This window comes from Kitasatospora griseola (genome assembly GCF_014648555.1).
Taxonomy (GTDB): domain Bacteria; phylum Actinomycetota; class Actinomycetes; order Streptomycetales; family Streptomycetaceae; genus Kitasatospora; species Kitasatospora griseola.
In genome coordinates, this window is record NZ_BMRI01000003.1 from 71339 (window position 1) to 94866 (window position 23528).

Annotated in this window: 14 protein-coding genes; 9 read left to right on the forward strand and 5 right to left on the reverse strand. The window is 72.8% G+C overall.

The features are described 5' to 3' along the window. Positions 1-69: 69 nt before the first annotated feature. A complete protein-coding gene (locus tag IEZ12_RS04505; protein WP_189270930.1) occupies positions 70-1788 on the forward strand; it encodes an ABC transporter transmembrane domain-containing protein in 1719 nt (572 codons plus the stop codon). Beyond that, on the forward strand, positions 1785-3512 hold the full coding sequence (locus tag IEZ12_RS04510; RefSeq protein ID WP_189270931.1) for an ABC transporter ATP-binding protein: 1728 nt from the start codon (positions 1785-1787) through the stop codon (positions 3510-3512). The genes IEZ12_RS04505 and IEZ12_RS04510 overlap by 4 nt, the downstream gene beginning before the upstream one ends. Positions 3513-3595: 83 nt before the next feature. On the opposite strand, the gene glgP is transcribed toward IEZ12_RS04510, so the two are convergent. Continuing rightward, positions 3596-6271: an alpha-glucan family phosphorylase gene (gene glgP / locus IEZ12_RS04515; RefSeq protein WP_189270932.1), complete on the reverse strand. Its 2676-nt coding sequence runs from the start codon at positions 6269-6271 to the stop codon at positions 3596-3598. 947 nt (positions 6272-7218) lie between these two features. Between glgP and IEZ12_RS04520 the strand changes: the two genes are divergently transcribed. The 7 genes from IEZ12_RS04520 (at position 7219) to pyk (ending at position 20191) form a co-directional block, all read left to right on the forward strand. Further along, positions 7219-9174 (forward strand): alpha-1,4-glucan--maltose-1-phosphate maltosyltransferase, encoded by a 1956-nt coding sequence (locus IEZ12_RS04520; protein WP_189271113.1) that lies wholly within the window; start codon positions 7219-7221, stop codon positions 9172-9174. Continuing rightward, positions 9171-10889, forward strand: coding sequence for a maltose alpha-D-glucosyltransferase (gene treS / locus IEZ12_RS04525; protein WP_043916082.1), 1719 nt, complete (start codon positions 9171-9173; stop codon positions 10887-10889). The genes IEZ12_RS04520 and treS overlap by 4 nt, the downstream gene beginning before the upstream one ends. A gap of 281 nt (positions 10890-11170) precedes the next feature. Beyond that, entirely contained in the window at positions 11171-12658 is a 1488-nt protein-coding gene (locus IEZ12_RS04530) for a maltokinase N-terminal cap-like domain-containing protein (protein WP_229847244.1), read from the forward strand. A gap of 85 nt (positions 12659-12743) precedes the next feature. Further along, positions 12744-15170, forward strand: coding sequence for a 1,4-alpha-glucan branching protein GlgB (glgB, locus tag IEZ12_RS04535; protein WP_189270933.1), 2427 nt, complete (start codon positions 12744-12746; stop codon positions 15168-15170). Between the two features lie 146 nt (positions 15171-15316). Continuing rightward, on the forward strand, positions 15317-17446 hold the full coding sequence (pta, locus tag IEZ12_RS04540) for a phosphate acetyltransferase (RefSeq protein WP_189270934.1): 2130 nt from the start codon (positions 15317-15319) through the stop codon (positions 17444-17446). Continuing rightward, the gene (locus IEZ12_RS04545) at positions 17443-18648 is read left to right on the forward strand and encodes an acetate kinase (RefSeq protein ID WP_189270935.1); all 1206 of its coding nucleotides are present in this window, start codon (positions 17443-17445) and stop codon (positions 18646-18648) included. The genes pta and IEZ12_RS04545 overlap by 4 nt, the downstream gene beginning before the upstream one ends. A gap of 112 nt (positions 18649-18760) precedes the next feature. Then, positions 18761-20191: a pyruvate kinase gene (pyk, locus tag IEZ12_RS04550; RefSeq protein WP_100587970.1), complete on the forward strand. Its 1431-nt coding sequence runs from the start codon at positions 18761-18763 to the stop codon at positions 20189-20191. Positions 20192-20263: 72 nt separating this feature from the next. On the opposite strand, the gene IEZ12_RS04555 is transcribed toward pyk, so the two are convergent. From IEZ12_RS04555 to IEZ12_RS37700, 4 genes are all read right to left on the reverse strand, one after another. Beyond that, complete coding sequence (locus tag IEZ12_RS04555; RefSeq protein WP_189270936.1) at positions 20264-21511, reverse strand: hypothetical protein; 1248 nt, start codon at positions 21509-21511, stop codon at positions 20264-20266. Then, positions 21508-22080 carry a DUF6114 domain-containing protein gene (locus IEZ12_RS04560; protein WP_189270937.1) on the reverse strand — a complete coding sequence of 191 codons (573 nt, stop codon included), beginning with the start codon at positions 22078-22080 and terminating at the stop codon, positions 21508-21510. Before IEZ12_RS04560 ends, IEZ12_RS04555 begins: the two co-directional genes overlap by 4 nt. 145 nt (positions 22081-22225) lie before the next feature. Beyond that, a complete protein-coding gene (locus IEZ12_RS04565; protein WP_189270938.1) occupies positions 22226-22867 on the reverse strand; it encodes a DUF6230 family protein in 642 nt (213 codons plus the stop codon). 552 nt (positions 22868-23419) lie between these two features. Next, a partial coding sequence (locus IEZ12_RS37700; protein WP_229847279.1) for a tetratricopeptide repeat protein occupies positions 23420-23528 on the reverse strand: 109 nt, incomplete at its 5' end.

Here is a 23528-nt window from a genome sequence, read left to right on the forward strand (position 1 = left end):
GGCCCGGCCCGTCCCGGGCGGGCCCGAAATCGATCGACCCGCTCCGGCCGCCGCCACTAGCCTCGGCCCGTGGACGACCCGACCGCCGGCCGAGCCGGCCCCCCAGACGCCCGCAGCCCGCTCCGCTTCCTGTGGTGGCTGGTGCTCAGCCAGCGCCGCCGCTCGCTGGCCGGCACCTTCTTCGGCACCGCCTGGATGCTCGGCCTGACCGTCCAGCCCTACCTGCTCTCCCGCGCCGTCGACGACGGACTGCGGCCGGGTCGCCTGGGGACGGTCCTCGGCTGGTCGGCCGCGATGCTCGGCTTCGGGCTGCTGAACCTGGTGCTGGCCTGGTGCCGGCACCGCACCATGACGCTGATCCGCAACGACGCGTCCTTCCGCACCATCGGCGTGGTGCTGCGGCACAGCGTGCGGCTCGGCGCGGCGCTGCCCCGCCAGGTCTCGGCCGGCGAGGTGGTCACCATCGGCATCTCCGACGTGTCCCGGATCGCCATCGCGCTCACCTTCGTCGGCCCCGGCGTGGGCGCGGTGGTCTGCTACCTGACGGTCGCCGCGATCCTGCTCACCCTCTCCCCGCTGCTGGCCCTGGCCGTCCTGCTCGGACTGCCCTTCCTCGCCCTGACCCTCCGCCCCCTGATCGCCCGTCAGCAGACCGCCGAGAGCCGCTTCCGCAACCACCAGGGGCGGCTGACCGCCCGGTTCGAGGACCTCGCGGGCGGGCTCCGGGTGCTGAACGGCCTCGGCGGCAAGGACGTGTACGCGGCCCGCTACCGGGCCGACTCCCAGGCGCTGCGCGCCGAGGGCTACCGGGTCGGCGCGGCCGTCAGCTGGATCCAGGCACTCGGCGGCGGCCTGCCGGTGCTGCTGCTGGCCGCCGTCACCTGGCTCGGCGCCCGGCTCGCCGCCGAGGGCCAGTTGACGCCCGGCCAGCTGGCGGCGGCGTTCGGCTACGCCGCCGTCCTGGTCGGCCCGGTGTACTTCCTGATCGAGAACAGCCAGGACATCGGCCGCGCCCTGGTCTGCGCCCGCCGAGTCACCGACTTCCTCGCCCTGACCCCCGACCCGGACCTGGGAACCGCCCAATCCCCCTCCACTTCGGCCGAGTTGATCGACCACGAGTCGGGTGTCCGACTCGCCCCCGGCGAGCTGACGGTGCTCGCCGCGGCCCGCCCCGCCGACACCGCCGCCGTCGCCGAACGCCTCGCCCGGCTCACCCCCACCACCGCCGACTGGGGCGACACCCCGCTCGCCGACCTGCCGCTCGCCGAGGTCCGCTCCCGGATCACCCTCGCCGAGAACGAGGCGACGCTGTTCACCGGCACCCTGCGCGACACCGTCCGCGGCCGCACCGACGCCCCCGACGACACCGTGCGCGCCGCGCTGGAGGCCGCCGCCGCCCTCGACGTGCTCGGCTCGCTCGGCGGCCGACTCGACGCCCCGATCGCCGCCGACGGCCGCAACCTGTCCGGCGGGCAACGCCAACGCCTGCGCCTGGCCCGCGCGTTGACCGCCGAGCCGGACGTCCTGCTGGCCGTCGAACCGACCTCCGCGGTGGACGCCCACACCGAGGCCGCGATGGCCGCCGGACTGCGCGCCGCCCGCACCGGACGCACCACCGCCCTCACCAGCACCTCCCCCCTGCTGCTCGACCAGGCCGACACGGTGCACTACCTGGTGGACGGCAAGGTCGCCGCCAGCGGCACCCACCGGGAGCTGCTCCGCACCCAGCCCGGCTACCGGGCCCTGGTCACCCGCGGCCCCGACTCCCCCTCCGAGGTGGCCGAATGAGCAACCTGCCGATCGCCACCGCCCGCCAGGTCCGGCAGGCCGCGATCCGACTGGTCCGCGAGGACGGCCGGGCCTTCGCCGCCGTCCTCCTCCTCAACGGCCTCGCCGCCCTGCTCGGCCTGGCCGGGCCCTGGCTGCTCGGCCGGATCATCGACCGGGTCACCGACGGCGCCACCACCGCCGACATCGACCGCCTCGGCCTGCTGCTGCTCGGCTGCGCCGCCGCCCAGCTCCTGACCAACCGCCAGGCCCGCTACCTGGCCCACCGGTTCGGCGAACGGGCCGCCGCCCGGGTCCGCGAACAACTCCTCGACCGGATCCTGGCCCTGCCCGCCGCCACCGCCGAACGCACCGGCACCGGCGACCTCACCTCCCGCGGCACCACCGACGCCACCGCCGTCGGCGAGACCCTCCGGGACGCCGCGCCCGAGCTCTTCGTGGCCGCCGCCCAGTCCCTGTTCATCCTCGGCGCGATCCTCACCGTCAGCCCCCTGCTGGGCAGTTGCGGCCTGCTCGGGGTCGTCGGCGTCGCCCTCGGCGCCCGCTGGTACCTGCGCCGCGCCCGCCCCGCCTACCTCGCCGACCGGGCCGCCAACGCCGGCCTCGCCGAAACCCTCTCCGCCACCGCGAACGGCGCCCGCACCATCGACGCCCTCGGCCTCCGGCAGCAGCGCCTCGACGCCGGCCACCGGGCCGTCGACACCGCCAACCGCGCCCGGCTGCGCACCCTGCACCTGCGGCTGCGCTTCTTCGCCGTCATCAACCTGTCCTACACCCTGCCCGTCGTCCTGGTCCTCCCGCTCGGCGCCGTCCTGGTCGCCCACCACACCGTCACCCTCGGCGCGGCCGTGGCCGCCGTCCTGTACCTGCGGCGCATCGAGGAACCGCTGGACACCATCGTCGTCCTGCTCGAATCCGTCCAGAGCAGCACCGCCGCGTACGCCCGGGTCGAGGGCCTCGCCGCCACCCCCGCGACGGCGGCCGCCCCGACCGCCGACCGCGAACCCGCCGACGACCGGATCCGGGTCACCGACGTCCGCTACGCCTACCCCGACGGGCCCGACGTGCTGCACGGCCTCGACCTCGACCTGCGCCCCGGCGAACGCCTCGCCGTGGTCGGCCCGTCCGGCTCCGGCAAGACCACCCTGGGCCGCCTGCTGGCCGGCATCGACCGCCCCCGCACCGGCGCCGTCACCGTCGGCGGCGTCCCGCTCGCCGACCTCTCCCCCGAACGGCTGCGCCGTCAGGTCGTCCTGGTCACCCAGGAGCACCACGTCTTCCTCGGCACCCTCCGCGACAACCTGCGGATAGCCGCCCCCGACGCCGACGACCCCGCCCTCACCGCCGCACTCGACGCCGTCGGCTGGCACCACGTCCTGCCCCACGGCCTCGACACCGACCTCGGCCCCAGCCATCGCCTCAACGGCGCCCAGGCCCAGCAAATCGCCCTCGCCCGCGTCATCCTGGCCGACCCCCACACCCTGATCCTCGACGAGGCCACCGCCCTCCTCGACCCCACCGCCGCCCGCAACACCGAACGCGCCCTCGCCGCCACCCTCACCGGTCGCACCGTCATCGCCATCGCCCACCGCCTCCACACCGCCCACGACGCCGACCGCGTAGCCGTCCTCACCCAGGGCCACTTGACCGACCTCGGCCCCCACGAAACCCTCGTCACCACGGACGGCCCGTACGCGAAGCTCTGGCACTCCTGGCAGGGCTAGAACGTCCAGGCGCTGGAGCGCGCGAATCCAGGGGCTCGTGGGAGGTCCCCCACGAGCCCCTGGTTTGTTCCCCTTCGCCTGCCTTACCTGAGCACGCCTGCCTCCAGACCCCCCAGTTCCACCGGCACCGCCAACAGCCCCAGTTCCGCGATCGAGGCGAGTCGCGGATGGGCGGGAAGCACGCGCACCGTGTACCCGAACGGCCCCGTCCGGGACAGTTCCAGGTGGCCCTCGTAGCGGAGGCGTCCGTCCAGGTCGGGGCCGCCGACGGCGGGCTTCAGCGCCAGGGTCGTCGCCTCGGAGATGCGGTCGCTCTCGTCGACCCGGCCTGCGACAACCTGTACTTCGACGTCGTCCGGGCCGAGGCGTCCGAGGGCGACCTGGACCCGGAGGGCGAGTGTCGCGCCGAGTTCCTGGGCCTCGCCGACGCCGTCCGCCTCGACGTGCTCCACCCGCACGGAGGGCCAGGCGTCGCGGACGGTGGCCTTCCAGGCGGCGAGTTCCTTCGCGCCGGCGTAGTCGCCGGCCCCGCCCGTCAGCCGCCGGCGGGCCGTCGCGGCGGGGACGTAGAGCCGTTCGACGTACTCGCGGACCATCCGTCCGGCGAGCACCTTGGGCCCCAGGGTGACCAGGGTGTGCCGGACCATCGAGATCCAGCGGTGCGGCAGCCCGTCCGCGGCGCGGTCGTAGAAGCGGGCGGCGACCTGGTGTTCGATCAGGTCGTAGAGGGCGGCGGCTTCGATGTCGTCGCGCCGTTCGGCCTCCTTGCTCTCCGGGTCGAGGACGCCCTCGCCGGTGCCGCCGTCGGCGGTGGGAATGGCCCAGCCGTTCTGGCCGTCGTACCACTCGTCCCACCAGCCGTCGAGGATGGACAGGTTGAGGCAGCCGTTCAGTGCGGCCTTCATGCCGGAGGTGCCGCAGGCCTCCAGGGGGCGGAGCGGGTTGTTCAGCCAGACGTCGCAGCCGGGGTAGAGGGCCTTGGCCATCGCCATGTCGTAGTCGGGCAGGAAGACGATGCGGTGCCGCACGGCGGGGTCGTCGGCGAAGGCGACGAGTTGCTGGATGAGTCGTTTGCCGCCGTCGTCGGCGGGGTGCGCCTTGCCGGCGACGACGATCTGCACGGGCCGTTCGGGGTGCAGCAGCAGGGCCCGGAGCCGGGCGGGGTCGCGGAGCATCAGGGTGAGCCGCTTGTAGGACGGGACGCGTCGGGCGAAGCCGATGGTGAGGACGTCCGGGTCGAGGACGGCGCCGGTCCAGCCGAGTTCGGCGGCGCCGGCGCCGCGCTGCTGCCAGGAGGCGCGCAGTCGCCGGCGGGCCTCGTCGACGAGTTGGGCGCGCAGGGTGCGGCGCAGTTCCCAGACTTCGGCGTTGCCGATCCGCTCCAGGCCGGTCCACTGGCCGGCGGTGCCGACGGCCATGGCTTCCTCGGCGCGTTCCTGGCCGATCTCGGTGGCGCCGAGGCGGACCACGGCGGGGTCGATCCAGGTGGGGGCGTGCACGCCGTTGGTGATCGACGTGATGGGGACTTCGGGCGCGTCGAAGCCGGGCCACAGGCCGCGGAACATCTCCCGGCTGACGGCGCCATGCAGGGTGGAGACGCCGTTGGCGCGCTGGGCGAGCCGCAGGCCCATGGCGGCCATGTTGAACAGTTTGGGGTCGCCGCCGGCCCAGCTCTCGGCGCCGAGCGCGAGCACCTGGTCGACCGGGACGCCCGGCAGTGCGGCGTCGCCGCCGAAGTGGCGGGCGACCAGGTCGCGGTCGAAGCGGTCGATGCCGGCGGGGACGGGCGTGTGAGTGGTGAACACGGTGCCGGCCCGGACGGCCTCCAGCGCGTCGGCGAAGCCGAGGCCGGGGTGGGCGGTGGTGAGTTCGGCGATCCGTTCCAGGCCGAGGAAGCCGGCGTGGCCCTCGTTGGTGTGGAACACCTCGGGTTCGGGGTGGCCGGTGAGTCGGGCGTAGGTGCGGACGGCGCGGACGCCGCCGATGCCGAGCAGTATTTCCTGCAGCAGCCGGTGTTCGCTGCCGCCGCCGTAGAGGCGGTCGGTGACGTCGCGCTCGGCGGGGCTGTTGGCCTCGATGTCGGAGTCGAGCAGCAGCAGCGGGACGCGGCCGACCTGGGCGCGCCAGACCTGGGCGGCGAGGGTGCGGCCGCCGGGCAGGGCGAGGTCGATCCGGCAGGGGGCGCCGTCGTTCTCGCGGAGCAGGGTGACGGCGAGCGCGTCGGGGTCGAGCAGGGGGTAGCGCTCCTGCTGCCAGCCGTCCCGGCTGAGCGACTGGCGGAAGTAGCCGTGCCGGTAGAAGAGTCCGACGCCGATGATCGGGACGCCGAGGTCGGAGGCGGCCTTGAGGTGGTCCCCGGCCAGGATGCCGAGGCCGCCGGAGTACTGCGGGAGGGCGGCGGCGATGCCGTACTCGGGCGAGAAGTAGGCGATGCCGGCGGGCAGGCCGCTCTCGGGGTCGGCGGCGCCCTGGTACCAGCGCGGGCCGGTGAGGTAGTCGCGCAGGTCGTCGGCGAGGTCGCCGAGCCGGCGCAGGAACCGCCGGTCGCCGGCCAGCGCGGCCAGCCGGGCCGCGGGGACTTCGCCCAGCAGTCGGACCGGATCCTCCCCGGCGGCGGCCCAGACGTCCGGGTCGACGGAGCGGAACAGCTCTCTGGTCTCGGGGTGCCAGGACCAGCGGAGGTTCAGCGCGAGCTCGTGCAGTGGCTGCAGTTGTTCGGGCAGGACGGTGCGGACGGTGAACCTGCGGATTGCCTTCACGGCTTGAAGCGTAGCCCCGCCCATGCGCCTGACGGGGCGTCAACTTGCGGTCGCTGCACCCGTTCGGAGCAGCGTTGAGATCGTTCCGGGCGCGTGGTGGCAAATCCCGGCGCACGACAGGCGCAGGCAGGTAAAACACGCGCCGTCGGGTGTGAACTCCTGGGAACGGAGGTGTTGCGGGGGCCTGTTTCGGCGCTGCACACCGGCTGAAACCGCGTGCCTACCCGGCCGTACCTCTTGCCCGCGGTGCGAGGATGCAACAAGGTCGTGGGTGCCGCTGGTGCACGATCGGACGGTCGTCCCACCGCTGCCTCCGGCCGGTGCAGGTCCGGTTTTGACGTGCCACCACACTCCTTAGCCCATTCGGCCCCAGTAGGCGTGTCTTTGCGTGTCCTCGTTCCCCGACCGGTCGTTTTCCGGTGGGCTGGGTCACGCGGGGGCGCGCACCGGGCGACGCGCGCCGGGACACGTGCGTTCGGCGCGGCGGGTCCCGCTCCGGCGGTCGGCGGGCGAGGTGTCCGGGTCCGTCGGCGCGGGGCCGGCCCGGGCCGCACGTCCTTCCTCACCCAGTAGTCCTCCCGGTACTCTCCCGGCGTCGTCCGCCGGGCAGAGCTGCCGCCGATCTCGGGCAGGAGCTTGGCATGCACGGCGACACGCGGGACCAGTCCACGGTACCGACGGACCACACCCCTGACGGACCGTCGACCGGGGAGCCCCCGGTGCCGGCCCCGCGCACCGCGGCGGCCCGCAGGCGGGCGGCCGCACCGGCCGACAAACGCGCGAGCACCCCGCGCAAGGCCGCGTCGAAACGGACCACCACCGTCAGGTCCGCCGCGGCCCCGCCCTCCGGCGCCCCCTCGGCCACCGCCGCGCCCGCCACCGGCGGCACGTCGTCCCCGCACAAATCCCCGACCCGCCCCACCCGCACCAGGACAGAGAGCGACACCGTGATCGGCCGCATCCCCGTGCTTGACGTGACCCCGCTCGTCGACGCCGGCCGGCGTCCGGCCAAGGCCGTGGAGGGCGAACGCTTCCTGGTCTCCGCCACGGTGTTCCGCGAGGGCCACGACGCGGTGGGGGCCAATGTGGTGCTGCGCGACCCGCGCGGCCGCTCCGGACCGTGGACGCCGATGCGCGAGCTGTCCGAGGGCAGCGACCGCTGGGGCGCGTACGTGACGCCGACCGCGCCGGGCCGCTGGTCGTACCTGGTGGAGGCGTGGGGCGACCCGGTGGCGACCTGGCGCAGGCACGCGGCGGTGAAGCTGCCGGCCGGGATCGACACCGCGCTGGTGCTGGAGGAGGGCGCCCTGCTGCTGGAGCGGGCGGCGGCCGGGGTGCCGAAGAAGGAGGGCCGGGCCCAGGTGCTGGCCGCGGTGGACGCGCTGCGCGACTCCGGCCTGCCGCCGCTGAGCCGCTACGCGGCGGCGCTGGTGCCGGAGGTGACGTCGCTGCTGGACCGCTTCCCGCTGCGCGAGCTGGTCTCGGCGACCCGCCCGCAGCCGCTCCAGGTGGACCGCAAGCGGGCGCTGTTCGGCGCCTGGTACGAGTTCTTCCCGCGTTCGGAGGGCGCGGTGGTCGACCCCAATGGGGTGGAGCCGCCGGTCTCCGGCACCTTCCGGACGGCCGCCGAGCGGCTGCCCGCGGTGGCCGCGATGGGCTTCGACGTGGTGTACCTGCCGCCGATCCACCCGATCGGCCGGGCCCACCGCAAGGGCCCGGACAACTCCCTGGAGGCCGGTCCGCAGGACGTCGGCTCGCCGTGGGCGATCGGCTCCCCGGAGGGCGGCCACGACGCCGTCCACCCGGACCTGGGCACCCTGGAGGACTTCGACCACTTCGTCGCGGAGGCCGGCGCGCTGGGCCTGGAGGTGGCGCTGGACTTCGCGCTCCAGTGCTCGCCGGACCACCCGTGGGTGCACAAGCACCCGGAGTGGTTCAGCCACCGCGCGGACGGCACGATCGCGTACGCCGAGAACCCGCCGAAGAAGTACCAGGACATCTACCCCGTCAACTTCGACCAGGACTTCGACGGGATCGTCCGCGAGACGGTGCGGATCCTGCGGTTCTGGATGGGCCACGGGGTGCGGATCTTCCGGGTCGACAACCCGCACACCAAGCCGGTGAACTTCTGGGAGAAGGTGCTGTCCGACATCGCCCGCACCGACCCGGACGTGCTGTTCCTGGCGGAGGCGTTCACCCGTCCGGCGATGATGCACACCCTCGGCAAGATCGGCTTCCACCAGTCCTACACGTACTTCACCTGGCGCAACGACAAAGCCGAGCTGACGGAGTACCTGACCGGGCTCACCGGCGAAGCGGCCGCGTACATGCGGCCGAACTTCTTCGCCAACACCCCGGACATCCTGCCCGAGTACCTGCAGACCGGCGGCCCGGCGGCGTTCGCGGTGCGGGCGGTGCTGGCGGCGGCGCTGTCGCCGACCTTCGGGGTGTACGCCGGCTTCGAGCTGTTCGAGAACGAGCCCGCGAAGCCCGGTTCGGAGGAGTACCTGCACTCGGAGAAGTACGAGCTGCGGCCGCGCGACTGGACCCGGTCGGACTCCCTCGCGCCGCTGCTGACCGCCCTGAACCGGCTGCGCCGCCGGCATCCCGCGCTGCAGCAGCTGCGGGACCTGCGCTTCCACCCCGTCGACAACGAGCGGATCATCGCGTTCTCCAAGACCGCCGTCACCGAGGACGGCCTGGAGGACCAGGTGATCTGCGTGGTCAACCTGGACCCGCACCACGTCCAGGAGGCCACCGTCACGCTCGACGTGCCGGGGCCGCTGACGGTGCACGACGAGCTGACCGGCGCGACGTACGCCTGGGGCCGTCACAACTACGTCCGGCTCGATCCCTCTACCGGGCCGGCCCACCTCCTCACGGTTCGGAGGAACCCGCAGTGACAGTCAACGAGCCCGTCCCCGACACCTTCGCCGACACCCCCGCCCGGGACCGCGACCCCGAGTGGTTCAAACGCGCGGTCTTCTACGAGGTCCTGGTGCGTTCGTTCCAGGACAGCAACGGCGACGGCGTCGGAGACCTCAAGGGGCTCACCTCGCGGCTCGACTACCTCCAGTGGCTGGGTGTGGACTGCCTCTGGCTGCCCCCGTTCATGAACTCCCCGCTGCGGGACGGCGGTTACGACGTCTCGGACTACCAGTCGGTGCTCCCGGAGTTCGGCAACCTGGCCGACTTCGTGGAGTTCGTCGACGCGGCGCACGCCCGCGGCATGCGGGTGATCATCGACTTCGTGGTGAACCACACCAGCGACCAGCACGCGTGGTTCCAGGCCTCCCGCAGCGACCCGGACGGCCCGTACGGCGACTTCTACATGTGGGCCGACGACGACAAGCAGTACCCGGACGCACGGATCATCTTCGTCGACACCGAGAGCTCCAACTGGACGTACGACCCGGTCCGCAAGCAGTACTACTGGCATCGTTTCTTCAGCCACCAGCCGGATCTGAACTACGACAATCCGCGGGTGCAGGAGGAGGTGATGGCGGCCCTGCGGTTCTGGCTGGACCTCGGCATCGACGGCTTCCGGCTGGACGCGGTGCCGTACCTGTACGCCCGCGAGGGCACCAACTGCGAGAACCTGCCGGAGACGCACGACTTCCTGCGCCGGGTCCGCAAGGAGATCGACGCCAACTACCCGGACACCGTGCTGCTGGCGGAGGCCAACCAGTGGCCGGAGGACGTGGTCGACTACTTCGGCGACTTCGGCTCCGGCGGCGACGAGTGCCACATGGCGTTCCACTTCCCGGTGATGCCGCGGATCTTCATGGCGGTCCGCCGGGAGTCCCGCTACCCGGTCTCCGAGATCCTGGCGAAGACCCCGGCGATCCCTTCCGGCTGCCAGTGGGGGATCTTCCTGCGCAACCACGACGAGCTGACCCTGGAGATGGTCACCGACGAGGAGCGCGACTACATGTACGCGGAGTACGCGAAGGACCCGCGGATGCGGGCCAACGTGGGCATCCGCCGCCGGCTCTCGCCGCTGCTGGAGAACGACCGCAACCAGGTCGAGCTGTTCACCGCGCTGCTGCTCTCGCTGCCCGGCAGCCCGGTGCTGTACTACGGCGACGAGATCGGCATGGGCGACAACATCTGGCTCGGCGACCGGGACGGCGTGCGCACCCCGATGCAGTGGACGCCGGACCGCAATGCGGGTTTCTCGTCCGCCGACCCGGGCAGGCTCAGTCTGCCGCCCATCATGGACCCGGTGTACGGCTTTCAGGTGACCAACGTCGAGGCGCAGCAAAGCAGTTCGAGTTCGCTGCTGCACTGGACGCGTCGCATGATCGAGATTCGCAAGCTCAACCCCGCGTTCGGCCTCGGCGGCTACACGGAGCTGCCCTCCAGCAACCCCGCGGTGCTGGCCTTCGTGCGCGAGTACGAGGGCGACCTGGTCATGTGCGTGAACAACTTCTCGCGGTTCGCGCAGCCGACCGAACTGGACCTGCGGCAGTACGGGGGGCGGTACCCGGTCGAGCTGATCGGCGGCGTGCGTTTCCCCACCATCGGCGAGTGGCCGTACCTGTTGACGCTGGCCGGCCACGGCTTCTACTGGTTCCAGCTGCGCCAGTCCCCGGCGAAGGCGTCCGGGGCGAAGTAGCGGCGGGGGCCACTGCGCCACGCTCGTTCACCGAACGATCCCCCAGGCCCTGACAGGCCCCGATCGGGACACCCCTTCCGCGGGCGCGCGAGTTGTTCCGCGCGCCCCCGGAGGTCTTCGCACCACCGCGTACGGAGAACAGCCCAACGGCCATCCACACGAAGGCGTGACACCGAGCCAGCGGCTCGCGTGCCGTCGCCGCCGCGCCGTCGAAATCCGGAAGAGTGAAGGGCCCGGCCACGACCCGTCGGGCAGCCGCCCGCTTCCGGGGAAAGGGAGTCATGTCCGAAACCTCCCGTTCTCAAGCCCACCTGCACCGTGATCCGTCGGCCGCCCCCGGGCCGGTCGGCACGCGGGCGCCGGGGGCCCGGAGAACCGCCGCGGGAGTCAGCGAGCTGGTCCAGGCGGCCCTGCCGCTGATCGCCGAATGGCTTCCCACCCAGCGCTGGTACGCCGGCAAGGGCCGGCCGATCGCCGCCCTGGTCCCGGTGATCGGCACGCCGCTCCAGGTCGGCGATCCGGCGCTGCTGCACCTGCTGCTGCGGGTGGAGCACGGCGGGGCGGCCGCCGGCCCCGGCGACGTCTACCAACTGCTGCTGGGCATCCGCTCGGAGCGGCCCGCGGCGGTCGGGCAGCGGGCGGTGCTGGGCCGACTGGCGGGCGGCACCTACGACGGCGCGACGCTCTACGACGCGGTGCACGACCCGGAGCTGACGGGCCGGTTGCTGGAGCACCTGGCCACCGGCGACCGGTTCGGTTCGCTGTCGTTCCGCCGCACCCCGGGCCCGGGCCTGCCCGGCAACATCCCGGGACGGGCGTCCACCGCCGAGCAGTCCAACTCCTCGGTGATCTACGACACCGCGTTCATCCTGAAGCTGTTCCGCCGGATCAGTCCCGGGACCAACCCCGACCTGGAACTGTCGCTGGCGCTGTCCCGGGCCGGCTCGACCCGCATCCCCCGGGTCGCCGCCTGGTTCGAGTGCCGGCTGGAGCGCTCCGAGCCCGCCACCCTGGGCCTGCTGCAGCGCTACCTGCCGGACGCCGAGGACGGCTGGGAGCTGGCGCTCGACCAGGTCGCCCGGCTGAAGGGCGACCCGTCGCCGGGCAACTTCGCGATCGAGGCGCACCGGCTGGGCCGGGCCACCGCCGAGGTGCACCGGGTGCTGGCCCGCTCGATGCCCACCACCCGGCTGGACCGGCCGCGGATCGCCGAGCTGGCGGGCGCGATGGCCGACCGGCTGGACGCCGCGGTCACCGCGGTGCCCGGCCTGCTGCGCTACCGCTCCGCGCTGCGCTCCGCCTTCCAGCAGCTGACGGCCGCCCACCTGGACGGGCTGCTGGTCCAGCGCATCCACGGCGACCTGCACCTGGGCCAGGCGATGCGCACCCCGCAGGGCTGGGTGCTGCTGGACTTCGAGGGCGAGCCGGCCAAGCCGCTGGCCGAGCGCCGCCTGCCGCAGCCCGCGCTGCGGGACGTCGCCGCGATGCTCCGCTCCTTCGACTACGCGGCCGCCCACCTGCTGGCCGGCGCCCCCGTCCAGGACCCGGAACTGGCCCACCTGGCCGCCGCCTGGGCGGCCCGCAACCGGGCCGCGTACTGCGCCGGGTACACCGCGGGCGGCGGCGCCGATCCGTCCGCGTCCCCGGAGCTGATGCGCGCGCTGGAGATCGACAAGGCCGTGTACGAGGTGGTGTACGAGGCACGGCACCGGCCGAGCTGGCTGCCGATCCCGCTGGCCGCGATCAACCGGCTGGCCGACTCCGCCTGACAGTCCGCCCGGCCTCCCCGGCCGGGCGGTCCGCTCTCCCGGCAGTAACCCCGACCCGTTCGCAGGAATCCAGGAGGCCTCCGCCGTGACCCCGCTCGGTCCGCTCGACCCGTCCCTGCCGGCCGACCGCCAACCGGCTGTCCCGGCCACCTTCCGGAACGGCGAGCACGGCAGGGGGGCCGGCCGGCAGTCCCCGACGAAGCCCGCGCGGCCGGCCGGCGCGGCGCCGAAGAGCCCGGCGGCGGCCGCTCCCCGGAGGGCCGAACGCCCGGCGAAGTCCCGTCCGACGCCCGTCCGGCCCGCTCCGGGCTCGGCGCTGCGCCTGCCGGAGGCGCCGCTGCCGCCGGGCGAGGTGGAGCGCCTGGTGTCCGGCGCGCACCACGACCCGCACGCCCTTCTGGGAGCGCACGCGCTGCCGACGGGCACGGCGATCCGGGTGCTGCGCCCGTTCGCCGAGCGGGTGGTGGTGGAGACCGCGCTCGGCCCGGCCGAGCTGACGCACCAGCAGGCCGGCCTGTTCACCGGTCTGCTGACGGGGCAGCGGTTCCCCGCCTGCTCGCTGAAGGTGACGTACCCGGGCGGGGAGCCGCTGGAGCAGCAGGACGGCTACCGGTTCGCCCCGACGCTCGGCGAGCTGGACCTGCACCTGATCTCGGAGGGCCGGCACGAGCAGCTGTGGCACGCGCTCGGCTCGCACGTGCGCACCGTGGACGGGGTGGCCGGCACCTCGTTCGCGGTGTGGGCGCCGAACGCCGTCGGGGTGCGGCTGGTCGGCTCGTTCAACCACTGGAACGGCACCGCGCACCCGATGCGCTCGCTGGGCTCGTCCGGCGTGTGGGAGCTGTTCGTGCCGGGCCTCGGCGAGGGCGCGCAGTACAAGTACCAGATCCTGACCCGCTCCGGCCGGATGGTGGAGAAGGCCGACCCGCTGGCCCGCGCCGCCCAGTGCCCTCCGGACACCGCCTCGGTGGTGACGGTCTCCCGGTACGAGTGGCAGGACGCCGAGTGGATGGCGGCGCGGGCGCACACCGTCCACCACCGGGCCCCGATGTCGGTCTACGAGCTGCACCTCGCCTCGTGGCGGCCGGATCTGACGTCCTACCGGCAGATCGCCGAGGTGCTGCCCGGCTACCTGACCGAACTGGGCTTCACCCACGTCGAGTTCATGCCGGTGATGGAGCACCCGTTCGGCGGTTCCTGGGGCTACCAGGTGTCCGGCTTCTACGCCCCGACGGCCCGGCTCGGCACCCCCGACGACTTCCGCCACCTGGTCGACACGCTGCACCGGCACGGCATCGGCGTGCTGGTCGACTGGGTGCCCGCGCACTTCCCGAAGGACGACTTCGCGCTGGCCCGCTTCGACGGCGAGCCGCTGTACGAGCCGGCCGACCCGCAGCGCGCCGAGCACCCGGACTGGGGGACGCTGGAGTTCGACTACGGCCGCACCGAGGTGCGCAACTTCCTGGTCGCCAACGCGGTGTACTGGTGCGAGGAGTTCCACGTGGACGGCCTGCGGGTGGATGCGGTCGCCTCGATGCTCTACCTCGACTACTCCCGCGAGGGCGGCGGCTGGTCGCCCAACCGGTTCGGCGGCCGGGAGAACCTGGACGCGGCGTCCTTCCTCCAGGAGATGAACGCCACCGTCTACCGGCGCTGCCCGGGTGTGCTGACCGTCGCCGAGGAGTCCACCGCCTGGGACGGCGTCACCCGGCCCACCGACACCGGCGGCCTGGGCTTCGGCCTGAAGTGGAACATGGGCTGGATGCACGACTCGCTGGTCTACATGTCCAAGGAGCCGGTGCACCGCAGGTACCACCACAACGAGATGACCTTCTCGATGGTGTACGCGTACTCGGAGAACTACATCCTGCCGATCTCGCACGACGAGGTGGTGCACGGCAAGCAGGCGCTGGTCTCCAAGATGCCCGGCGACTGGTGGCAGCGGCGCGCCAACCACCGCGCCTACCTGGGCTTCATGTGGGCCCACCCGGGCAAGCAACTGCTGTTCATGGGGCAGGAGTTCGCCCAGGGCGCGGAGTGGGAGCACGAGAGCGGCCCGCAGTGGTGGGTGCTGGACGAGGCATGGGAGGCGCACGCCGACCACCGGGGCGTGCAGCGGTTGGTCGGCGACCTGAACCGGGTCTACCGGGACACCCCCGCGCTGTACGAGCAGGACACCGTCCCGGCCGGGTTCCGCTGGCTGGACGGCGGCGCGGCCGACGACAACGTGTTCTCCTTCGTCCGGTTCGCCGCCGACGGCAGCCCACTGGTGGCGGTCTGCAACTTCTCCCCCGTGGTCCGGCACGGCTTCCGGGTCGGCCTGCCCCGGCTGGAGGGCGGCGAGCAGCTGTGGGAGGAAGCGCTGAACACCGACGCCGAGCGGTACGGCGGCAGCGGGATCGCCAACTCGCTGCCGGTGAAGGCGGAGGGCGCGCAGTGGAACGGCCAGTCCCGTTCGGCGGAGCTGGTGCTGCCGCCGCTGGCCACCGTCTGGCTCCGTCCGGCCCGTTGACCGCCCGCCGCGCCGTCGGTCGGACACGGAGGACTTCCGGCACCCCCGGGCGGCCCTAACGGCAGTGCCGCAGCCCGGTCCGAATGTCGTACGAAGGTATGGTCAAGATGACCGCAGCCTGAGAAAGACGGACGGAGAGTTCCACCGTGGCGAGCAGCGTGTACGTGACCGGGATCGACCGGGGGGACGGCCGACAGGCCGTGGAACTCGGGGTCATGGAACTGCTGACCCGTCAGGTGGACCGGGTCGGGGTGTTCCGGCCCCTGGTGCACACCTCGGACAACGGACAGCCGGCCACCGACCACGTGGTGGAGCTGCTGCGCACCCGCTACCGGCTGGACCTGCCCAGCACCGAGCTGTACGGGCTGACCTACGACGAGGCGGCCGCCCTGCAGGCCGCCCGCGGCCAGGACGAGCTGGTCTCCGTCCTGGTCGACCGGTTCCACCAGCTGGAGCGGCGCTGCCAGGCGGTGCTGGTGCTCGGCACCGACTACTCGGACACGAACATCCCGGACGAGCTGGCCTTCAACGCCCGGCTGGCGAACGAGTTCGGGGCGGCCGTCCTCCCGGTGGTCGGCGGCCGGCAGGACGACCCGCAGGCCGTGGTCGCGGAGGTCCGCAACGCCCACCGGGCCTACCGCGACCTGGGCTGCTCGATCCTGGCGATGATCGCCAACCGGGTGGCGCCGGGCGTCAAGCAGCAGGTGCAGCGGGCGCTGACCGAGAAGCTCCCGGTGCCGGTGTACGTCGTCCCGGAGGAGCCGTCGCTGGCCGCGCCGACCGTGGCGCAGCTGGTCGAGGCGACCGGTGCGACGGTGCTGCTCGGCGACGCGGCCGGACTGTCCCGGGACGTGCGGAAGTTCGTGTTCGGCGGCGCGATGCTGCCGACCTTCCTGAACGCGCTGTCCGAGGGCGCCCTGGTGGTCACCCCGGGCGACCGGGCGGACCTGCTGATCGGCGCGCTGGCGGCGCACGCGGCGAGCTCCCCGCCGATCGCCGGCGTGCTGCTCACGCTCGGCCAGCACCCGGGCCCGGACGTGATGGCGCTGGCCTCCCGGCTCGCCCCGGGCACGCCGGTGGCGGAGGTCGAGGAGGGTTCCTGGCTGACCGCCACGACGCTCACCCCCCTGGAGGGCCGGATCGGCCCGAACAACCCGCGCAAGGCCGAGATCGCCCTCGGCCTGTTCGAACTGCACGTCGACACCGCCGAGTTGACCAGCCGGATCGAGCTGACCCGCTCCGAGCGGGTGACCCCGATGATGTTCGAGCACGCGCTGCTGGAACGGGCCCGCGCCGACCGCCGGCACATCGTGCTCCCCGAAGGCGCCGAGGACCGGGTGCTGCGCGCCGCCGAGGTGCTGCTGCGCCGCAACATCTGCGACCTGACCCTGCTCGGCGAGCCGGAGACGGTGCACCGCCGGGCCGCCGCGCTCGGCATCGAGTTCCCGCAGGCCGGCGACTCCGGCACCCGGCTGCGGATCGTCGACCCGGCGGCCAGCCCGCTGCGCCAGCAGTTCGCCGAGCTGTACGCCAAGGCCCGGGCGCACAAGGGCATGACGGTCGAGCGGGCGCTCGACGTGGTCACCGACGTCTCGTACTTCGGCACCCTGATGGTGCAGGAGGGCATCGCGGACGGCATGGTCTCCGGCGCGGTGCACTCGACGGCGGCGACCATCCGCCCGGCGTTCGAGGTGATCAAGACCTCGCCGGACGCGTCGATCGTCTCCTCGGTGTTCTTCATGTGCCTGGCCGACAAGGTGCTGGTCTACGGCGACTGCGCGGTCAACCCGGACCCGGACGCCCAGCAGCTGGCCGACATCGCGATCCAGTCCGCCGAGACCGCCGCCCAGTTCGGGGTGGAGCCGCGGGTGGCGATGCTCTCGTACTCGACCGGCACCTCGGGCTCCGGCGCGGACGTGGACAAGGTCCGCAAGGCCACCGAGCTGGTCCGCGCGCTGCGCCCGGACCTGCTGGTGGAGGGGCCGATCCAGTACGACGCGGCGGTGGACGCGCGCGTCGCGCAGACCAAGCTGCCGGGCTCGCCGGTGGCGGGCCGGGCCACCGTGCTGGTCTTCCCGGACCTCAACACCGGCAACAACACCTACAAGGCGGTGCAGCGGTCGGCCGGCGCGATCGCGGTCGGCCCGGTGCTGCAGGGCCTGAACAAGCCGGTGAACGACCTGTCCCGGGGCGCCCTGGTCGAGGACATCGTCAACACCGTGGCGATCACCGCGATCCAGTCCCAGACCCAGTCCGCCGAGGGAGACGCGCAGTGACCACCGGTACCCGTGTCCTGGTGCTGAACGCCGGGTCGTCCTCGGTGAAGTACCAGCTGATCGACATGCTGGACGGCTCCCGGCTGGCGTCCGGCCTGGTGGAGCGGATCGGCGAGGCCGAGGGCCGGCTGCTGCACCTGCCGCTGACCGGGGAGCCGCGCGAGTCGGTGCGGCGGTTCGCCGACCACGACGGGGCGCTGCGGGCGGTCGCCGACGAGCTGGCCGCGGACCTGATGGGCCTGGACTCGCCGGAGCTGGCGGCGATCGGCCACCGGGTGGTGCACGGCGGGCTGCGCTTCACCCGGCCGACGCTGATCAACGACGCGGTGGTGGCGGAGATCCGCCGACTGATCCCGGTGGCGCCGCTGCACAACCCGGCGAACATCACCGGCATCGAGGTGGCCCGCGCGATGCGCCCGGACCTGCCGCAGGTCGCGGTGTTCGACACCGCCTTCCATGCCACCCTGCCGGAGCACGCGGCCCGGTACGCGATCGACCGGAAGACCGCCGACGAGCACCGGGTGCGCCGCTACGGCTTCCACGGCACCTCGCACCAGTACGTCTCCCGGGCGACCGCCCGGCTGCTGGGCCGCGACCCGGCCGAGCTGAACGTGATCGTGCTGCACCTGGGCAACGGCGCGTCGGTGTCGGCGGTGGCGGGCGGGGTGTGCGTGGAGACCTCGATGGGCCTGACGCCGCTGGAGGGCCTGGTGATGGGCACCCGTTCCGGTGACGTGGACCCGGGCCTGGTGTTCCATCTGCACCGGGTGGGCGGCCTGACCATCGATCAGATCGACGACCTGCTGAACCGCCGCAGCGGCCTGCTCGGCCTGTGCGGCGACAACGACATGCGCGAGGTGGTGCGCCGCGCCCAGGACGGCGACGAGGACGCCAAGCTGGCCTTCGACTCGTACGTGCACCGGATCCGCCGCTACCTGGGCGGCTACTACGCGGTGCTGGGCCGGGTGGACGCCGTCGCGTTCACCGCGGGTGTCGGCGAGAACTCCGCGGAGGTCCGGGCGGCGGTCTGTGCCAATCTGGAGGAGCTGGGCATTTCGGTGGATCCGGAGCTGAACGCGGTGCGTTCGCGCCACGCCCGGGTGATCTCGCCGTCCTACGGCCGGGTGACCGTCGCCGTGGTGCCCACCGACGAGGAACTGGAGATCGCCCAGCAGACGTTCGCGCTGGTCCACGAGGTGTAGGGCCGACGCGGGCTGACTACCCGTCAGTATCCCATCCCTCGGAATGTTCGTTGGCGATATCTGACGATTCGAGCCGAATGCATCGATAACACGAACGGATAGACTGACGGATATGCGCCGAGCGAAAATTGTCTGCACCCTGGGTCCTGCCACGGACTCCTACGAACAGCTGAAGGCCATCGTCGAAGCGGGCATGAACGTCGCCCGACTGAACATGAGCCACGGCTCCCACGCCGAGCACGAGGACCGGTACCGCCGCGTCCGCCAGGTGTCGGAGGACACCGGCCGCACCATCGGCGTGCTGGCCGACCTGCAGGGCCCCAAGATCCGTCTGGCGACCTTCGCCAACGGCCCGGTGACCGTTGACAACGGCGACACGTTCACCATCACCACCGAGGACGTCCCCGGTGACCAGTACATCTGCGGCACCACCTACAAGGGCCTGCCCGGTGACGTGAAGCCCGGCGACCCGATCCTGATCAACGACGGCGTCATCGCCCTGGAGGTCGTCAGCGTCGACGGCCCGCGGGTGCGGACCGTGGTGGTCGAGGGCGGTGTGCTCTCCAACAACAAGGGCATCAACCTGCCCGGCGCGGCGGTCAACGTGCCCGCGCTGTCCGAGAAGGACAAGGACGACCTGCGCTTCGCCCTGCGGCTGGGCGTCGACATGGTCGCGCTGTCGTTCGTCCGCAACGCCGCGGACATCGACGACGTCCACAAGGTCATGGACGAGGTCGGCATTCGTGTGCCGGTCATCGCCAAGATCGAGAAGCCGCAGGCCGTCGAGGCGATGGAGGAGATCGTCCTCGCCTTCGACGCGATCATGGTGGCCCGCGGCGACCTGGCGGTCGAGTACCCGCTGGAGAAGGTGCCGCTGGTCCAGAAGCAGCTGGTCACCCTGGCCCGCCGGAACGCCAAGCCGGTGATCGTCGCCACCCAGATGATGGAGTCGATGATCCACGCCTCGCGCCCGACCCGCGCCGAGGTCTCCGACGTCGCCAACGCGATCCTGGACGGCGCGGACGCCGTGATGCTGTCCGCCGAGTCCAGCGTCGGCAAGTACCCGGTCGAGACCGTCAAGACCATGAGCAGGATCGCCGAGAAGGCCGAGGAGGAGCTGCTCTCGCAGGGCCTCCAGCCGCTCAACCCGGGCCGCAAGCCGCGCACCCAGGGCGGCTCGGTCGCCCGCGCCGCGTGCGAGCTGGGCGACTTCCTCAACGGCCAGGCCCTGATCGCCTTCACCAAGTCCGGCGACACCGCCCGCCGGCTGTCCCGCTACCGCTCGCCGATCCCGGTGATCGCCTTCACCCCGGACGTCGCCACCCGCAACCAGCTCTCGCTGAGCTGGGGCGTCGAGGCGTACGTCACCGAGCAGGTGGCCACCACGGACGCGATGGTCGAGCAGGTCGACCGCGAGCTGCTGAAGCTGGGCCGCCTCGCCGAGGGCGACACCGTGATCGTCACCGCCGGCGTGCCGGTCGGCATCCCGGGCACCACCAACATGGTCCAGGTCCACCACCTGGGCACCCGCGGCGGCCGCTGACACCGGCGGCACCCGCACGAGAAGGCCCCCGACGGTTCGCCGTCGGGGGCCTTCCTCGCAGCTGACGACGGCTCAGCCGTCGTACGGCTCCTTGTCGTTGAACAGCCGCATGCCCGGGATCTTCAGGTCGCCGCCGAACTGGCCGGCCTGCACCGCCTTGGCGCCGGTGAGCGTCAGGTCCAGCGGGATCGGGATCGCGCCCAGCAAGTCCCACAGCCACTTCGGCAGGGTGTCCGGGGTCAGCGTGATCTCACCCAGGTCGATCGGTATCGGCAGGCCGTAGATCGCCGCCAGGTGCCCGGACAGGCTCTCCACGTACATGGTGATCGGGCCGTTGCGCATGGTGGAGGTCGATCCCTCACGGCTCTTCACGTGGAAGGTGAGGCCCGGGATCTGGATGGTCGACATGTCCAGGTTCTCGATGTCGACGCTGTCGGTGGTGAACTTCAGCACCCGCTTGGTGCCGCTCTCCGTGGTGACGTCGTAGACGCCGTTGAACACCGAGCCGTGCAGCGCCAGCCGGGTCGAGTGCAGCACCCAGTTCTGGTCCGGCACCACGTGGCCCTTGGGCGCGGCCTTCGCCGCCAGGCCCCGGGTGCTCACCAGGCAGTTCGGGTCGGCCGACGCCGACGCCGAGGCGGACGCGGACGACTTCGGCGCCTTGGTCGACGGGGCCTTCGTGCCGGTGGCGGCCGGCTCCGACGGCTCGGCCGGGGCGTCCGGCGCGGCGGGCGCCCCGGTGGCCGGCCGCCCGGTCGCCGAGGGGCTCGGGGCGGCGGACGGCTTCGCGGTGGGGCTCGGGGTGGCGGCGGGCGCGGGGGACGCGGGGGACGCGGCCTTCGGCGCGGTCGACGGGGTGGCGGTCGCGGCGGCGCCCGGGTGGATCAGGTTGTTCCACCAGTCGTCGATGGCCCCGGCCTGCTGCACCCCGGCGCCCGCCGGAGCCCCGTTCGGCGTCACGTAGGCGGCGGACCGCACGCCGGCCGAGCCGGTGAACACCGCCGGCACTGCGGCGGCACTGCCCGCGGGCGCCTGCCCGGACTGCGCGGCCACCGCCTGGCTCACCGAGGAGTCCGGCTGCACCGCGATCTCGCTCTTCGGGACGGGCGTCTCCTTGAGCACGGCGTCCGGGCTGCTCGCGCAGGCCCCGGACTGCGGGTCGGCCGCCACCGCCAGGGTCGGCGTGTAGGCGGCGCCGACCAGCAGCGCGGTCGGCACGGCGGCGATCGCCAGCGCCCGCCCGCGCAGCCGGGACCGCACGCCCTCGCGTGGCACCGCGTGCCGCGGACCGGGAACCGCAGGCTTCTCCGAGTCGGTCACCGCTGCTCCCCCTCCGCGTGCGCTGTCGGTGCGGCTCCGTACTCCAGCGGCTGCTCCGCCGCGGCCTGCGCGGGCAGCTGCGCGGTCGGCGCGGCGTCCTGGGGCGCGGCCGCCATCTCGGCCGCCGCCTCGGCGGCCTCCGGCCCGGCGGCCGGGAGCGGCTGCAGCGGCGCCCAGGAGACCAGCAGGCCGCCGGCGATCAGGCCGGGGATCGCACCCATGCCGAAGCCGCCCAGGTTGGAGACCGGGATGGAGATCAGCGCCAGGATGGTGGTCGCCACCCCGCAGAACACCCGCACCACCGGCTGGAACCAGACGGTGACGCCGAGCACCATCATCAGGAGGCCGATCAGCAGCGAGCCGGCCCCGGCGGTGGTGGCCATCGCCACGGTCAGGCCGCCCAGCGTGAGGTGGGCGTACGGGAAGTACAGGATCGGGAGGCCGGCGATCACGGCCAGCAGGCCACCCCAGAACGGCCGGGTGCGCCGCCAGGCACGGAACCCCCGCCGGCCTCGACGGACCAGGCCGGCCGGGTCCTCGGGCCAGGCTTCGACGGTTGCGCTGGACATGGTGCGACTCCTCGATGGTGGGTCCGAGGGGGAAATACGGATGGCCCCGGGTACGCCGGGGTGCGGCCCGAGGGAACGGCGCGATGCCGCCCCCTCGGACCGGTGGTCCACGGTCGGGCCCGCCTGACGGGCCGTCAGTCGCGGACTAGTAGCACTCGTTGGCGCCCTGGGTGATGTTCAGGCGCAGGCCCGGGAGCGTGAAGGTGCCCGCCGAGGTCGCCCAGGCGGTCTGCTGGACCTTCGACAGGTCCGCGGACTTGGCGGACTGCGCGAAGCCCTGCGCGCCGGTCGGCACCTTGCCGCCGTCGTTCTTGAGCTTGTCGATGGCCGAACCCTGCAGGGTGCCGGCGTCCTGGCCGATGTTGATGCTGTGGAACTCGGCGTCGGCGTTCAGCTGGTTCATGTCGATCAGCAACTGCTGGGCGTGAACCTGCTTGGCCTCGTCGGGGCTGTCGCCGGCCTTGAGGACCAGGGTCCACTTGCCGAGCGGGCCGAGGTCGGTGACGACCGACTGGCACAGGTTCTGCAGCCGGGCGGTGTCGAACGCCGAGATGGCGACCGGGTGCGCGGTCTTGCCGTCGGCCTGCATGTCGACGCCGCCGAACTGCGAGAAGTTCTCGCCGTGCAGCTGGTCGACGGTGACCTTGAACTGCTGGCCGGAGACCGCGAACGAGGCCGCGAGCGCCGAGTTGGCCAGGGAGACGCCGATCGCGGCGGTGGCCGCGACGCTGGGCACCATCACCAGGGCGAAGCGCTTCCAGCGGGTCTTGCCGTAAGACGTGGACATGCGAGTCCTCCTTCTAGGACGTACATCTCCGGCCGTTCCGGTGCGTCCCGCACCCGGTTCGACCCGAAATGGGAGAGAGCTACGTCCTCGGTAGCGGAGAGCGCCTGGCGCCGTGGGGACGGCATGGGCGATCACCCCGAGCGACAACCGTGCGAACGCGCGGGATGCGCGATCGCCGAGGCCAGGAACCGCCGCGTGGGATCTGCGGTTACCCCCCTGCCCTCACCCGGCGGGGACCCTCGCAGTGGAGGGACCGGGCGTCGCCGATCGTGCTCGAATACCGGGCGGAGCACAAGGGGTGCGTTACTGACGGGTAATCCAACAGTGAACGCGTTCGCTCAGGGGATCGAAGGCCCGACTGCGCAGCGTGACGAAAAGCTCGGACCGCCGGAGCCGTGACCCCCGCAAACGCAGACGAAACACCCCTCCTCCGTCACGCACCGCGACGAAGAAGGGGTGTTATCAAGATTTGGTAAACCTGCCCGGTTCACCCGCGAAAGTCGTCAAATCGCCGACGACACCGCAGGTCATCCGACGTGTCACCGAGTGCCGTCAGAACAGCACCCGAGCCAGGGCCTGACGGGCCGCCACGGTGCGCGGGTCCTCGGAGCCGATCACCTCGAACAGTTCCAGCAGCCGCAGCCGCGCGGTGTCCCGGTCG

Coding starts and splice junctions, on each gene's coding strand:
- IEZ12_RS04565 (WP_189270938.1), bottom strand. CDS start 22,867: ATGTCCACGTCTTACGGCAAGACCCGCTGGAAGCGCTTCGCCCTGGTG.
- pyk (WP_100587970.1), top strand. CDS start 18,761: ATGCGCCGAGCGAAAATTGTCTGCACCCTGGGTCCTGCCACGGACTCC.
- IEZ12_RS04510 (WP_189270931.1), top strand. CDS start 1,785: ATGAGCAACCTGCCGATCGCCACCGCCCGCCAGGTCCGGCAGGCCGCG.
- IEZ12_RS04530 (WP_229847244.1), top strand. CDS start 11,171: ATGTCCGAAACCTCCCGTTCTCAAGCCCACCTGCACCGTGATCCGTCG.
- IEZ12_RS04560 (WP_189270937.1), bottom strand. CDS start 22,080: ATGTCCAGCGCAACCGTCGAAGCCTGGCCCGAGGACCCGGCCGGCCTG.